7 protein-coding genes, 15 tRNA genes and 2 rRNA genes are annotated in these 15,234 nt (G+C 37.9%); 19 read left to right on the forward strand and 5 right to left on the reverse strand.

The window, feature by feature from the left end:
• From GH754_RS19440 to GH754_RS10195, 17 genes are all read left to right on the forward strand, one after another.
• A 23S ribosomal RNA gene (locus GH754_RS19440) occupies positions 1-2,674 on the forward strand; the annotation flags it as partial.
• A 243-nt stretch (positions 2,675-2,917) separates the two neighbouring features.
• Positions 2,918-3,033 (forward strand): 5S ribosomal RNA (rrf, locus tag GH754_RS10120).
• Between the two features lie 59 nt (positions 3,034-3,092).
• A tRNA-Asn gene (locus tag GH754_RS10125) sits at positions 3,093-3,167 on the forward strand.
• A 2-nt stretch (positions 3,168-3,169) separates the two neighbouring features.
• Positions 3,170-3,261 (forward strand) — tRNA-Ser (locus tag GH754_RS10130).
• Positions 3,262-3,270: 9 nt separating this feature from the next.
• A tRNA-Glu gene (locus tag GH754_RS10135) sits at positions 3,271-3,345 on the forward strand.
• Positions 3,346-3,361: 16 nt separating this feature from the next.
• Positions 3,362-3,437 (forward strand) — tRNA-Val (locus GH754_RS10140).
• Positions 3,438-3,482: 45 nt separating this feature from the next.
• Positions 3,483-3,559 (forward strand) — tRNA-Met (locus GH754_RS10145).
• A gap of 104 nt (positions 3,560-3,663) precedes the next feature.
• Positions 3,664-3,740, forward strand: a tRNA-Asp gene (locus tag GH754_RS10150).
• A gap of 51 nt (positions 3,741-3,791) precedes the next feature.
• Positions 3,792-3,867, forward strand: a tRNA-Phe gene (locus GH754_RS10155).
• Positions 3,868-3,873: 6 nt separating this feature from the next.
• Positions 3,874-3,949, forward strand: a tRNA-Thr gene (locus tag GH754_RS10160).
• 16 nt (positions 3,950-3,965) lie between these two features.
• Positions 3,966-4,051: transfer RNA gene (locus tag GH754_RS10165), tRNA-Tyr, on the forward strand.
• A 16-nt stretch (positions 4,052-4,067) separates the two neighbouring features.
• Positions 4,068-4,141, forward strand: a tRNA-Trp gene (locus tag GH754_RS10170).
• A gap of 26 nt (positions 4,142-4,167) precedes the next feature.
• Positions 4,168-4,240 (forward strand) — tRNA-His (locus GH754_RS10175).
• A 23-nt stretch (positions 4,241-4,263) separates the two neighbouring features.
• Positions 4,264-4,338: transfer RNA gene (locus GH754_RS10180), tRNA-Gln, on the forward strand.
• 8 nt (positions 4,339-4,346) lie between these two features.
• A tRNA-Gly gene (locus GH754_RS10185) sits at positions 4,347-4,421 on the forward strand.
• Positions 4,422-4,428: 7 nt separating this feature from the next.
• A tRNA-Cys gene (locus tag GH754_RS10190) sits at positions 4,429-4,502 on the forward strand.
• Between the two features lie 9 nt (positions 4,503-4,511).
• A tRNA-Leu gene (locus GH754_RS10195) sits at positions 4,512-4,593 on the forward strand.
• Between the two features lie 330 nt (positions 4,594-4,923).
• Here the strand turns inward: GH754_RS10195 and GH754_RS10200 are convergent.
• The 5 genes from GH754_RS10200 to GH754_RS10220 form a co-directional block, all read right to left on the reverse strand.
• On the reverse strand, positions 4,924-6,051 hold the full coding sequence (locus tag GH754_RS10200; protein WP_153728610.1) for a tyrosine-type recombinase/integrase: 1,128 nt from the start codon (positions 6,049-6,051) through the stop codon (positions 4,924-4,926).
• 147 nt (positions 6,052-6,198) lie between these two features.
• The gene (locus GH754_RS10205; RefSeq protein ID WP_153728611.1) at positions 6,199-6,555 is read right to left on the reverse strand and encodes an Arm DNA-binding domain-containing protein; all 357 of its coding nucleotides are present in this window, start codon (positions 6,553-6,555) and stop codon (positions 6,199-6,201) included.
• Between the two features lie 125 nt (positions 6,556-6,680).
• On the reverse strand, positions 6,681-7,004 hold the full coding sequence (locus tag GH754_RS10210) for a DUF771 domain-containing protein (protein WP_153728612.1): 324 nt from the start codon (positions 7,002-7,004) through the stop codon (positions 6,681-6,683).
• A 542-nt stretch (positions 7,005-7,546) separates the two neighbouring features.
• Entirely contained in the window at positions 7,547-7,933 is a 387-nt protein-coding gene (locus tag GH754_RS10215) for a Swt1 family HEPN domain-containing protein (RefSeq protein WP_153728613.1), read from the reverse strand.
• A gap of 1,884 nt (positions 7,934-9,817) precedes the next feature.
• Complete coding sequence (locus tag GH754_RS10220) at positions 9,818-10,039, reverse strand: hypothetical protein (protein WP_153728614.1); 222 nt, start codon at positions 10,037-10,039, stop codon at positions 9,818-9,820.
• A gap of 650 nt (positions 10,040-10,689) precedes the next feature.
• Here GH754_RS10220 and GH754_RS10225 point away from each other — a divergent pair.
• A complete protein-coding gene (locus GH754_RS10225) occupies positions 10,690-11,502 on the forward strand; it encodes a conserved phage C-terminal domain-containing protein (protein WP_153728615.1) in 813 nt (270 codons plus the stop codon).
• Between the two features lie 980 nt (positions 11,503-12,482).
• On the forward strand, positions 12,483-15,230 hold the full coding sequence (locus GH754_RS10230) for a type I restriction endonuclease subunit R (protein ID WP_153728616.1): 2,748 nt from the start codon (positions 12,483-12,485) through the stop codon (positions 15,228-15,230).
• Positions 15,231-15,234 lie beyond the last annotated feature (4 nt).

A 15,234-nucleotide genomic window follows, 5' to 3' on the forward strand; every position in this document is an offset into this window, starting at 1 on the left:
TTTTTAGTATGTGGTCGTAGACCCGAAACCGTGTGACCTACCCATGTCCAGGGTGAAGGTAAGGTAACACTTACTGGAGGCCCGAACCCACGTACGTTGAAAAGTGCGGGGATGAGGTGTGGGTAGCGGTGAAATGCCAATCGAACACGGAGATAGCTGGTTCTCTCCGAAATAGCTTTAGGGCTAGCCTCAAGATAAGAGTTTTGGAGGTAGAGCACTGATTGGACTAGGGGCCCTCATCGGGTTACCGAATTCAGTCAAACTCCGAATGCCAACAACTTCGTCTTGGGAGTCAGACTATGGGTGATAAGGTTCATAGTCGAGAGGGAAACAGCCCAGACCGCCAGCTAAGGTCCCTAAGTATACGTTAAGTGGAAAAGGATGTGGAGTTGCTTAGACAACCAGGATGTTGGCTTAGAAGCAGCCATCATTTAAAGAGTGCGTAATAGCTCACTGGTCGAGTGACTCTGCGCCGAAAATATACCGGGGCTAAACGTATCACCGAAGCTGCGGATTGTACCGTAGGTACAATGGTAGGAGAGCGTTCTAAGGGCTGTGAAGTCAGATCGAAAGAACTGGTGGAGCGCTTAGAAGTGAGAATGCCGGTATGAGTAACGAAAGACAAGTGAGAATCTTGTCCACCGAAAGCCTAAGGTTTCCTGAGGAAGGCTCGTCCGCTCAGGGTTAGTCGGGACCTAAGCCGAGGCCGAAAGGCGTAGGCGATGGAAAACAGGTTGACATTCCTGTACCACCTTACATCTGTTTAAGCAATGGGGTGACGCAGTAGGATAAGGAAAGCGTGCTGTTGGATATGCACGTCCAAGCAGTGAGAGTGTTGTGTAGGTAAATCCGCACAACGTAAGCTCAAGCTGTGATGGGGAGGGAAATTGAGTACCGAAGTTCCTGATTTCACACTGCCAAGAAAAGCCTCTAGTGANAGGCGATGGAAAACAGGTTGACATTCCTGTACCACCTTACATCTGTTTGAGCAATGGGGTGACGCAGTAGGATAAGGAAAGCGTGCTGTTGGATATGCACGTCCAAGCAGTGAGAGTGTTGTGTAGGTAAATCCGCACAACGTAAGCTCAAGCTGTGATGGGGAGGGAAATCGAGTACCGAAGTTCCTGATTTCACACTGCCAAGAAAAGCCTCTAGTGAGGATGTGGGTGCCCGTACCGCAAACCGACACAGGTAGGCGAGGAGAGAATCCTAAGGTGAGCGGGATAACTCTCGTTAAGGAACTCGGCAAAATGACCCCGTAACTTCGGGAGAAGGGGTGCTCGTTCAGGCTTCGGTCTGGATGAGCCGCAGTGAAAAGGCCCAAGCGACTGTTTATCAAAAACACAGGTCTCTGCGAAGCCGAAAGGCGAAGTATAGGGGCTGACACCTGCCCGGTGCTGGAAGGTTAAGGGGACGAGTTAGTCCTTCGGGACGAAGCTTAGAACCGAAGCCCCAGTAAACGGCGGCNACCCCGTAACTTCGGGAGAAGGGGTGCTCGTTCAGGCTTCGGTCTGGATGAGCCGCAGTGAAAAGGCCCAAGCGACTGTTTATCAAAAACACAGGTCTCTGCGAAGCCGAAAGGCGAAGTATAGGGGCTGACACCTGCCCGGTGCTGGAAGGTTAAGGGGACGAGTTAGTCCTTCGGGACGAAGCTTAGAACCGAAGCCCCAGTAAACGGCGGCCGTAACTATAACGGTCCTAAGGTAGCGAAATTCCTTGTCGGGTAAGTTCCGACCCGCACGAAAGGTGCAACGACTTGGGCACTGTCTCAACGAGAGACCCGGTGAAATTATACTATGCGTGAAGATGCGCATTACCCGCGACAGGACGGAAAGACCCCGTGGAGCTTTACTGTAGCCTGATATTGAATGTTGGTACAGCTTGTACAGGATAGGTGGGAGCCTTGGAAACCGGAGCGCTAGCTTCGGTGGAGGCATCGGTGGGATACCACCCTGGCTGTACGGACATTCTAACCCAGAACCGTGATCCGGTTCGGAGACAGTGTCAGGTGGGCAGTTTGACTGGGGCGGTCGCCTCCTAAAGAGTAACGGAGGCGCCCAAAGGTTCCCTCAGAATGGTTGGAAATCATTCGCAGAGTGTAAAGGCAGAAGGGAGCTTGACTGCGAGACCTACAAGTCGAGCAGGGACGAAAGTCGGGCTTAGTGATCCGGCGGTGCCGAATGGAAGGGCCGTCGCTCAACGGATAAAAGCTACCCCGGGGATAACAGGCTTATCTCCCCCAAGAGTCCACATCGACGGGGAGGTTTGGCACCTCGATGTCGGCTCATCGCATCCTGGGGCTGTAGTCGGTCCCAAGGGTTGGGCTGTTCGCCCATTAAAGCGGTACGCGAGCTGGGTTCAGAACGTCGTGAGACAGTTCGGTCCCTATCCGTCGTGGGCGTTGGAAATTTGAGAGGAGCTGTCCTTAGTACGAGAGGACCGGGATGGACACACCGCTGGTGTACCAGTTGTTCCGCCAGGAGCATAGCTGGGTAGCTACGTGTGGAAGGGATAAGTGCTGAAAGCATCTAAGCATGAAGCCCACCTCTAGATGAGATTTCCCATCATTTGAAATGAGTAAGATTCCTCAGAGACGATGAGGTAGATAGGTCCGAGGTGGAAGCGTGGTGACACGTGCAGCTGACGGATACTAATCAATCGAGGACTTAACTTAAAACCAAAAGCGGAGACGACCGGTTAGGTCCGACCGCATAAGCAGAATACCTGTAGTGGCGGTTATGCCACGGAAGGGATTATGCTTATGACGGCGAGGACCTGGGAGTTGGAGCTAGCCGCACTAACGCTAACGTCATCTTGATTCACTTCTTATCTAGTTTTTAAGGTATTTTTTAAAATTCCCTCTTGATTTTTTGTGAAAACAAGATATAATATTTGTTGTCACTGAAATTAAGATCTGTCTGGTGGCGAGGGCGGAGAGGTCACACCTGTTCCCATTCCGAACACAGAAGTTAAGCTCTCCAGCGCCGATGGTAGTTGGGGTTTTTCCCCTGCGAGAGTAGGACGCTGCTAGGCAGTTTTAGAAATACCACTCTAGCTCAATGAATGGTATATTGCAAAACTAATTATATTATTCCACCGTAGCTCAGTGGTAGAGCAATCGGCTGTTAACCGATCGGTCGTAGGTTCGAATCCTACCGGTGGAGCCATTGGAGAGCTGTCCGAGTGGTCGAAGGAGCACGATTGGAAATCGTGTAGGCCGCTACCGCGGTCTCGAGGGTTCGAATCCCTCGCTCTCCGCCATAAAAGCTAGGCCCGTTGGTCAAGTGGTTAAGACACCGCCCTTTCACGGCGGTAACACGGGTTCGAATCCCGTACGGGTCACCATATAAACATATCAATTGGAGGATTAGCTCAGCTGGGAGAGCACCTGCCTTACAAGCAGGGGGTCGGTGGTTCGAGCCCGCCATCCTCCACCATTAAAGAACTTCATATCACAGAAGCTAATATAGCTTTTGCAACATCGCGGGGTGGAGCAGTCTGGTAGCTCGTCGGGCTCATAACCCGAAGGTCGCAAGTTCAAATCTTGCCCCCGCAACCAAATTATTCATCGTAACTACGTTGAGACACTTCAGCGGAAGATGAGATCAGTAGTACTCTTAGGGTGCAACCAATTAAGATATTTTTACTTTGTAAAAAATCTCTGGTCCGGTAGTTCAGTTGGTTAGAATGCCTGCCTGTCACGCAGGAGGTCGCGGGTTCGAGTCCCGTCCGGACCGCCATTAACATAGTTGTTTAAATAAGTAATAAGTAATATCATAAACTGTTACATAGGCTCGGTAGCTCAGTCGGTAGAGCAACGGACTGAAAATCCGTGTGTCGGCGGTTCGATTCCGTCCCGAGCCACCATTCTTAGCCGGTCTAGCTCAATTGGTAGAGCAACTGACTTGTAATCAGTAGGTTGGGGGTTCAAGTCCTCTGGCCGGCACCAGTTCATATCATAATATGGAGGGATAGCGAAGTTGGCCAAACGCGGCGGACTGTAAATCCGCTCCCATCGGGTTCGTAGGTTCGAGTCCTACTCCCTCCACCATTTTAATAATTTAAGTAGGGGTATAGTTTAATGGTAAAACGAAGGTCTCCAAAACCTTTGATGTGGGTTCGATTCCTACTACCCCTGCCATTTTCAATTTCACTGAAAATCATATGGCGGTCGTGGCGAAGTGGTTAACGCACCGGATTGTGGCTCCGGCACTCGTGGGTTCGATTCCCACCGGTCGCCCTTTTAGTTTATCTATAAACTATTGGGCCATAGCCAAGCGGTAAGGCATCGGGTTTTGATCCCGTGATGCGCTGGTTCGAATCCAGCTGGCCCAGCCATTCATATTGCGGAAGTAGTTCAGTGGTAGAACACCACCTTGCCAAGGTGGGGGTCGCGGGTTCGAATCCCGTCTTCCGCTCCATTATATCGGCGGCATAGCCAAGTGGTAAGGCAGAGGTCTGCAAAACCTTTATCACCGGTTCGAATCCGGTTGCCGCCTCCATAAGTATTTGCCGGTGTGGCGGAATTGGCAGACGCGCACGACTCAAAATCGTGTTCCTTCTGGAGTGTCGGTTCGACCCCGACCACCGGTACTTCTAACTAAATTACGTTACTTTTAAAGACTTTTCGAAACTCGCAAATGTTGATATACCAATGTTTGTGAGTTTTTTATTTTTTTGAGTTACGTTCAAATAAGATAGGAAACGATTATTTTTTGCACAGGATTTTACACATTGTATTAAATTTTTACACAAGATTTTACACAAAGAAATGTAATCAAACTTTATTAAATAGATCTAACAAACATGAACCTAAAACTTAAATATAAAGTATGGTAATAGGATGTCATGCATACATCGAGTAAGAAAAAGCTTATCAAGTTAATAACCCTTGATAAGCTTTGGACACATCTCTTTATCTAATTAATCTTTATTATACATATCTTCAAATGTCTTTATTGTAATTTTTTTGTCTGCTTCTCGTCCTTCTTTTGTAAGGTGAATGTATTTTCTATAAGTGGTCTCAATATCAAGATGCCCAAGACGTTCGCTTACATACTGTAATGTGGTACCTTTATGTAATAGCACACTCCCGTGCGTGTGTCTTAGTCCATGAACAGAGATTAGTGGTTTGATTTGAAGTTCTAGTAGTACTTCTTTCAACAAATCATTTGCATGGTTGTTGGTAATGACTTTATATTGAGATTTGGCATTATAAAACACCAAGTGATTTTTGTTATCAGGAATGATTTTAAATAATTCTTTAAATACATCCATTAATTCTTTCGTTACATAAATTACTCTATCTGAATTTATACTTCTATCTTTATTGCCTTTTGTTAAACCAAATCCTCTTTTCATTCTATTGGTGTAACCCCATACCTTGTCCACATTAACGGTGTTATTTTTAAAATCAAAATCTCCAAATGTGAGCCCAACAAGTTCTTCGAAGCGTAAGCCAGTTTCTAAGTCTAATAATAGTAAATGGTAGCCTAGATCACTATTATTAAGTTTACTTAGCAATGTTTTAAATAGTAATTCACTATCAAGAAGATTTAAGTGTTTATCTTTATTCCTCTTAGCAGAAACAGTGTAATGTAATTGGGCTTTTCTCGTAAAGTCCCGAGGTACTATATGTTCATCCTTTGCATCTTGAACACAAGCACGAATATGACCATGTAGCTTACTCACTGATTCTTTTGACTTGTTAGATCCAAACTCGTTCAGAAATTCTTGATAGTCATTTGCAGTTATGTCTTGTAAAGGCTTACTACCGAAATGTTCTTTTATACGTTCAGAAGTGTATCTATAATGTCTTAACGTTGCGTCACTTGAATTTTTTTTGTATAGCTCTACCCAGTTATCAAAATACTCATCAATTGGAACTGGTGTTAAATGAGGAACAATACCCCTAAATATCTTTGCTTCCATTTCTGTAGCAGCTGCTACTGCTTCTGCTTTTTTACTAAAACCGCCCTTTCTAATAGGCTTTTCTTTTCCACGGCTAATTGTATATTGCCACTTATTACCCCTTTTCTGGTAACTTGCCATTGTATCATCTCCTCTTCTTCACCTATCGTCGGAATTTTAACGAACTCTTTATAATAGACAGCTAATATTTTTAATAAGTTGCCTGGAATCCATTTGTAACTACAGGCGACTCAGATTGCGTATAGCAGACTTGTTTCTAAGTTATAATTACTGCGACTTTTCAATTGTAAAGTCAAAATCCTGTAAGATAAGATCAACTAACTCTCCATGACGAATTCCTGTAGTTAAGCCCAAAAGGAATAAATAGTAATCTGACTCATTATTGATTCTTTTCTTAACTTCTTTTACTACTAATTCACTATTTTCAATGTTCAATAATTTCTTGTTAGATGATCTTTTTATAAAGTAAGGAACTTTTCCTTGTTTCAGTTTACTTTCAATAGCTGATAATTTAGCTTCTTTTTTTGTTTTAAACCCACTCTTTGTGTACTGTTGTGTTTTGCCGTTTACTGTGTGGCTAACCGCATATCCCCAAGTTTGTCCTCTTTTTCGAATGCTCGCCATTTTCTGATTCACCTCTATGATTTATTTATTTTCATATCTTACCTTTTAAGAGAATCTAGGTAAAATTTTGAACAGCAGATTTTTGTAGTTTTAAAACAAATTGCATGCAGATTATCATTTCAGTCTTAATCCTTAAATATCTCATGAAAGTTGTCATCTAAGAACTTTGCCATCTTTGAGGATTGGAATGACCATTTATCTCCTTTTGATTCTGGATATTTTACAAATCCACCATTTTGAACGTCAAGAATTTTTCTGAATTTAGAAGGATATAGAATGTTTTCTTTAATCCATTCATTTTTGTGATTAATTCTCTTTTCAAGGTCTTTCATGGACCAATAAACACCTGTTAGTTGTTGTTGCCTCAATTCTTGTAACTCGACTTTTGAGATGAGTACAGAGTCTGAAGGAATTTGAATTATCACGTTTGCTGATAGTTTTTGTTGCATTACAATTACCTCCTGAAAGCATCTAAATCAAAAATTAGTAGAAAAATAAAAAAGCACTCACCGAAAGGAAACCATCTATAAATGAACAGAGTTCACCTAAGACGGTCTCACAGTCGGGAGTGCTCCTCCTCGCAAAACTGTAAAGAACGTTTGTTTGTGTATTTATTTTCTAACGCTATTATAGAATACAAAATGTCATAAAGCAACAATAAATATATAAATTTTTCATCGAGTACTAATTGTATTCCAAAAAACATGTGAAAAATAAAATTAAAAATTTGAATGGATTGTTGTAAAGCAAGGTCTTCGAATGTCGAGATATGGAAGTAGGAGGGGATTCCATTCAAGATTGGGCATAGAGTATTTTCAATATTAAGATTGCATAATCATTGTTGGAAAGAGTATATGTATTCAAATAGAAAAGGTATAGATTGGATCAGATTATAGACTCATCATGTTTAAGAAGTATGCTTAAGGTTTATTATTGGATCGATAGGTTAGTTTGTTTCCACATGCGCAGTTCTAACGTATTGAAAACCAAATTAGAAAGTAGATAAAATTTTGCTATTTATTACTTTTTTTACACATAATTCTAACTCGCTTAAAAATTGTGCTTCTTTATTATCAAGTTTCTTGCAGTGAGCAATTTTATTCCTAATTGAAGTTAAGTGACTAAGTTGGACTTTTTGTTTTGCGGTGAAAATCTTTTGAAGTGGTGGATAGGTGTTAAAGTAATTTAATAGTTCATGAAGATTCATATCGTGAAAAGACTTTGAAGGGCGTTTTAGATACTGCAAAGATGCTCTAAACTCCCAATGTGGGCCATATTCTTCTAACATACGCTCCTGAATTACATAACGTAAACTGGTCTCTATTATATAGAGCTTTCTGTAAGCAATCATCATTGAATCAGCTGCTTCGATTGGCATATAAAGTGGACCTCCTAATATGGATTTTTGTGTGGAATGAAATAGTGGGAATGTTTAGTCACATTATAATCTATTTAAAACAAAATGGCATTATAAAATATTACAAAAGACGTAAAGGTTATATAGATGGACATGTCTACATTCTTCTGACTGTTCTCAATTTCAGGAACTTTTTAAGAAACAAGAATCAGGAGATAGTCTAGTCGTCACTAATTTAGAGCGTTCTGCTCGTTCTGCTATTTCTATAGTTAGGGATTTAATTGAACGGTGATTAGCTAGATGATGGGGACCAACACAAACTTTAGAACAAGGTAAACTTCGAAAAGGAGATAGGTAGATGCTAGAGTACATAATATGAATATCTTGCTAATATCGTGAGTTCGAGAATAGATGATAAAAGTTCATTTAGTTGATTCATGAAAAATCATAGAGTGTGGGAACAAAAGGAGATAGTCATTTTGGGAATTTAGAAAGAAGTTGGTAATAATGATTAACCCACCCTCTTTATAATATAGGGTGGGTTAAGGGTTATTTCTTCACTCCTATACGGAGCCACTGCTCTTCTTGTTTTAAAGATTATCATATTTGGAAGTTAAAAACAAATTATGTCTATTGTATGTGATACGAAGTAGACTATTACTGTGAAATAAAGACTTCTTTAAAATGACTTAGTTTTTCTCATTCTTGAATTTAGCATATTCCTTTAAAAATGTTTCCCAGTTGCCAAATCGATAAATTGCTCTCGCATAAAGGCTTTTCTTAATTTGGGAATAGGCAAGTAGTTTGCCAAACGGATCCTCTAACCTTTTAAAAGCGGAAAATAAGATTCTCTTACGGTACTGCTGATGATTTTCCAGTCCTGCATAAGTGAGAAGATCATCCCAGGTATTAACCGGGAACCGTTTAAAATATCTAGATGGATGAGCCCATCCTCTTGCCGGTAGGAGTAGTTATGCAATTACCGTTATTAGCAAAAGTACACTTATCGGTTAAAGAAACATGTTGGGTTAAATGAGAAGGTATAAATGCAAATTAAAAAACAGAGGACATAATCACACTTTTAGAACTGATATGAGTATTGATGAAATCAAACATTACCGAAATTTAAAAACTAACATGACTTTTGCGTTTATTTTAAAAATGCAGGGTATCAACTAATTGTGTTAAAAATAACAAACCCTCCTTTGTCTTATGGGGGTTGAATATTAAAAATAACTACAAAGGTGATTAATATGGATGATAGAAAAATAAATTGCATGGTTATGGAAAAACCGCAACTCGACAAGAGGCTTTAAAAAAAGAAATCGAATTACATTTTGACGCAATTCCGTATTATGAATAGTATTCAAGGAGGGATGACAGATCATGAAATGAAAAAGGAGAGATCAGGAAAAGAGAACGAAGAAGAAGCTAAAAAAGAGGGAAATAATGACAAATGATGAGATTGTAGTGCCATACTACTTCAGATAATGTATTTGATGCAATCAGACAGCTTGCGTAGTGAAAAAAGAACATTTTAAATTAAAACCTCAGTTTGGAGATTCTGTTCCATTACTAGAGTGCTTATTTAATAAAGATTAGTAGAAGGTTTTGAAGATGAACTTAATATTATGTAGACAGAAGAGGTTATTCAACAATTGACGCAACAATTTAGCAAGAGTGAGTTTTAGTGGAAGTGGTTACAGCGTATAATGTCAATTATATGCTGTATGGAAAATGGCGACTATTTTGTGAGTCTTCATAGTGAGGTTGGATAGCTTTTATAATTAATTTGGAATAAGAAAGAAACCCATTTCCTTTTACTGAAAGGGTTTCTTAATATTGTTTATGTTACCAGTAAAATCAGGTGATTCTCTATAATAACAATTTCTCTCCCCCCTAAGTTTATTCTAATGGATTGAAATATCTATTCGCTATTTGCTCTAATACTACATATTCACCAAAGTTCCATTCTTCTAAATCAAAATCATAAGTCTCCAGGGAAAATAACTCATTTACAACAACTGATCCATCATTATTTACCCAAGAAGCGCATTCAATTCTTCCTGTTTCCACATGTTGAATATACTCCCCTGCAATAGCACTTCGATTTACTAAAATATACACAAACATACCTCCCTTTAAATTGTGTATTCATATAAATCGGCAACTATTTGAATGTGTTTAATGATTTTTTAATGTCTTTTATGTAGCAAATGAATGTGACCTTAGAACACACTAATTAAGTACTGTGAATTATTTACAAATCCAATAGTTCGATTTCTTCACGTATGAGTATCACTCGCTAATTGTGCTGGAATATCTAAAATCTTGTATTAATTTAAAGAAAAACATATTAAGAAGAAAAAATATTTTTCCCTTGTAATAGACAGCAAAAATTTCATTTAGTATATTTATATCGTAAATTAAGAAGAATTTTTGTTTTAGCATAATTTTACCGTTTTTTCCCTTGTTAATTTACATGCTTTTCTTTATATAGTGGCTTGTTTAATAAGTTACTAAAGTCCTTGCGGCCGGAAGCACCGGAGCAGCTACCTGTGTACACAGGTTCTGTTCCGGTGCTTTTTTTTAGGACTAAAAGAATTATTAAATAGAATGGATGGAGGGGTTAAATATTGAAATTAAGAAATAGTCATATATCTTGAATTATCTAAAATAGGAAAGGTTGTTTTAAAGGCTAATAATCCTTCTAAAGATAATGTAAAAACGATAGATAACATAAATAAGAGTTTTCTATCTAGAGAGGAGTTATAAATTTGGCTAAATATAGGCAAGTTTTCGTGGACTTTTGGACAGATGGATTTGTTATGGACTTAACACGTGAAGAAAAATATTTTTTCCTATATCTTTTAACCAATAGTAAAACTACTCAATGTGGGATTTATGAGTTACCTAAGAAGGTAATAGAAAACGAAACAGACTTTGGTAAAGAAGAAATTGAGTATCTTTTAAATAGGTTTATAAATTATGGAAAGATTCTTTACAACGAAACAACTAAAGAAGTAATGATCGTAAATTGGGCAAAATATAATATGAGTCACAGCCCACCAGTAAAAAAATGTATAGAAAAAGAGTTAAGAGAAGTGAAAGATAAATCCTTCATAAACCTCTTTTTATCAAAAGTACAACAGTATGGATACAGTATAGATACCCTATATAGAGACTATGGGGAAGAAAAAGAAGAAAAAGAAGAAAAAGAAGAAAAAGAAGATCCCCCCTTTAGCGATATAGTAAACTATCTCAATTATGTAACAAGTAAAAACTACAGCCCTACCTCAGACGATACTATAAGTATTATTCAGTTACGATGGGAAGAAGGGTTTAGTTTGGATGACTTTAAGAAGGTGATAGATATTAAATCAGAAGATTGGCTTCATAACAGAAAAATGAACCAATATCTTAGGCCTGAAACATTATTTGGCCCTAAATTTGAGGGTTACCTAAATCAGAATGATAAAGAGGATGATTTACCTGAATGGTATGACGATAAGGGCTCACAACAAACAATGACGGAAGATGAACTTGCTAAACACCACCAAGAAATAATTGAGATGCTGGAGACTGACTAGAGAACGACATCGTTATTAGTCAATTATAGAAATGGTGTAATCCATAATAAAAGGTTATGAAAGGAGCACTTACATTAACCTAAAATTTTTTAAAAAGCTAGTAGGTATAACTGAAATAACTACTAGCTTTTTAAATTTCTTCTAGATTCTTAGTAAATTATTCTGCCCTGGATCATTCAATGATTGGTATTGTTTTCCAATTAAAGAGGAGGCTTACGTAAAAGGAAGCGTTTTATTAACAAGACGATCCTCATTTTTTACCCGCTTTATATTAATATGTCATATTTCAAATCTCTACTTTAGTATGAGAATAAGCTGAATAATGGGTTGTATAATGAGATGGATAATAATTATTAATTTATTATCCATCTTTTTATCAATTTATAAGTAGTTATAAAATTAGTCACAGCATAGATTCCAGCAATTTCTTTCCCATATTTTAAAATACGAATATTATTGTTGTTAATTTGTAGCTTATAACGTAAAAAAGTGTTCATTTTATATAATTTTAATTCATGCTTTTAAGTAAATTCGAAATTATTAATGGTTGGTTTTCAGATAGACTAAGTAAGACTATCGTTCTAAAAAGATGTACTAAAATTTTTATATCGACTTAACTATTTTTATTACATAGCTAAACAGTCCCATTTTAGTTCAATGGGGAGGGGAGATAGGTTTTAATTTTTTAAAATGATATTTTATACAAAGCCATTTTTAAAATTTTTAATTCGAATAGTCTACTTTAGATGATTTAAATTAGACTATTTTAAATATAAGGAAAATGGGAAATGATTCTTGGATACACTTTTTGTCAATTGGTAGCGCTATGTCAGAGGTGTGCATCTCAATGGCTTTAATGAATTAACTATTTATTAAACTACTTAGTAGCTAAAAAGGATATAAAAAGGTACTGTATTAAGGTGTTTAATGATAAGATGGAATTATTATAATAGTGCTTTTTTAGGAGTGGAGGGAGTTCTATGTCATATCAGTCCGAAGCACAGCTCGAAAAAAACATGATTAAGCAGCTTGTTCGACAGCAATATGAACAGGTTACGATAAAAGCTGAAGATGCACTAGTTCAAAATTTTAGGACTCAATTAAATAGATTTAATAAAAAGAAATTAGAAGGTCAGCCGTTAACGGATGAAGAATTCAGTCGGTTTTTAACTCAACTGAGTGGTAAGAGTATATTTGAAACAGCAAAGCTCTTAAGAGATAAACAAGTGTTTCAACGTGGTGATGGTACGGAGGTTTACCTGGAGCTTTTTAATACGCGTGATTGGTGTAAAAATATCTTTCAAGTAACTAACCAAACGACAATGGAAGGTAAGTATAAGAACCGTTATGATGTGACTATTTTGATCAATGGGTTACCAGTTGTACAGGTAGAATTGAAGCGTAGAGGTTTGGACTTTAAAGAGGCATTTAATCAGATTCAACGTTATCGTAAACATTCATTTAAGGGTTTATTTAGGTTCCTTCAGATATATGTCGTTAGTAATGGAGTGGATACGAAGTATTTTGCAAACTCGGATGGTGATATTTTATTTGGCCATACATTTTATTGGTCCGATTCAGAAAATAACCGTATAACCAACTTGAGTGACTTCACAGAGAGTTTTTTAGAGAAGTGTCATATAGCAAAGATGATCGCGCGATTTATGGTTTTAAATGAAACAGAAAAGAATTTAATGGTCATGAGACCTTATCAAGTGTTTGCTGTAGAAGCACTAATTAAGAGAGCTTTGGACTCCAGGAACAACGGTTATATTTGGCATACGACTGGTTCAGGTAAGACACTTACTTCATTTAAAGCAAGTCAAATCCTTGCTAATCAACCAGATATAACAAAAGTATTTTTCCTAGTGGATCGCAAAGACTTAGACTCTCAGACAATGGAAGAGTTTAATAAGTTTGAGCCGGACTCGGTTGATGAAACAGATAAGACTGATAATTTAGTAAAGCAAATTTCAGATATGACAAAGCCTCTTATTTTAACTACCATTCAAAAGATGGCGAATGCAGTAAAGAATAAAAAATATGAGAAAATCATGGATCAATATCAAGATGAACGTGTAATTTTCATTATTGATGAGTGTCATCGTAGTCAGTTTGGTGAAATGCATAAGGAGATCTCTAAACATTTTAAACAGGCTCAGTATTTTGGCTTTACGGGTACACCTCGCTTTGAAGTGAATAAGAGTCAAGATGGACGAGTGACAGCTGATTTATTTGAAAAGTGTTTACACACATATTTGATTAAAGATGCGATTCATGACGGAAATGTATTAGGGTTTTCGGTAGAGTATATTAAAACAGTCAATATTGACTTTGATGAAGAAGATAAAACACGCGTACAAGGGATAGATACAGATGAGGTATGGCTAGATGAGGAACGGTTAGAACTTGTCGCTAAGAATATCATTGATACGCATGAGAGAAGAGCAAAAAGTAAGGGATATACGGGTATATTTACGGTTCAGAGTATTCCAATGCTTATTAAGTATTACGATATATTCAAAAAAATGGATCACAATTTAAGAATTGCAGGTATTTTTACGTTTGATCCGAATGAAGATAATGAAAACCGTGAAGAGCATTCACGCGACGCTTTAGAGCGTATGATGAAGGATTACAATAAAATGTTTGATAAGAACTTTTCAACGGACAAGTTTCCTAGTTATTTTAAAGATGTGTCTAAAGGTGTTAAAACAGCTCAAATCGATATTCTCCTTGTCGTTGATATGTTTTTAACAGGATTTGATAGTAAAAAGTTAAATACACTGTACGTGGACCGAAACCTGAAATACCATACATTAGTTCAAGCATATTCACGAACAAATCGTGTGGATAAGGCAACGAAACCTTATGGAAATGTTGTTTGTTATCGCAACTTAAAAGAAAATACGGATGATGCTATTCGTTTATATTCGCAGACAGATACGGTTGATGACGTATTGATGAAAAGTTATGAAGACTACCTGGCACAGTTTAAAGCAGCACTTTTGAAGGTAAAGGAACTTGCGGATTCTCCTGCATCTGTTGATGGCTTGGAAAGAGAAGAAGATAAACACATGTTTATTGTTAGTTTTCGTGAATTAACGAAAAATCTAGTGAGGCTTCAGACCTTTACAGATTTTGAGTTTGATCCAGATAAACTAGGCATTGGACAACAAACCTACCAGGATTATAAGAGTAAGTATCTTCGCATTTATGATGAAACGAAGAATAGTGATGCTAAAGAATCCATTTTAGCTAACGTAGACTTCTCATTAGAATTGATGCACACAGACCGTATCAATGTTAGCTACATTATGAATCTAATCCGTAATATTAACTTTGATGATGAAGAAGAACGTGAAAAGACGGTTGATTTGATCGAGAAAGAATTAGATCGCGCAGATAATGAAGAACTTCGTTTGAAGGTGGGTTTGATTAAAAATTTCTTACACAAAGTCGTTCCTACTATGTCGAACCAGGACTCTGTAGATGATGCATATTATGAATTTGAGCAACAAGAGCGTTTAAAGGAAATTGAGACTTTTGCTAAGGCATTTGATATTCCACAGGAACAACTTCAGTCATTTATTGAAGAATACGAGTACAGTGGTGTTATTGATAATCAAGAAATCAGCGATACAATTAAGCTACCTTTTTTAAAGAAGAAGAAGCTGTTACAACGAATCATAACTTATATTTTTGAACATACAAAACGTTATAATTGATTGT

Source organism: Salinibacillus xinjiangensis (genome assembly GCF_009649735.1).
In the GTDB taxonomy this organism is placed as follows: domain Bacteria; phylum Bacillota; class Bacilli; order Bacillales; family Alkalibacillaceae; genus Salinibacillus; species Salinibacillus xinjiangensis.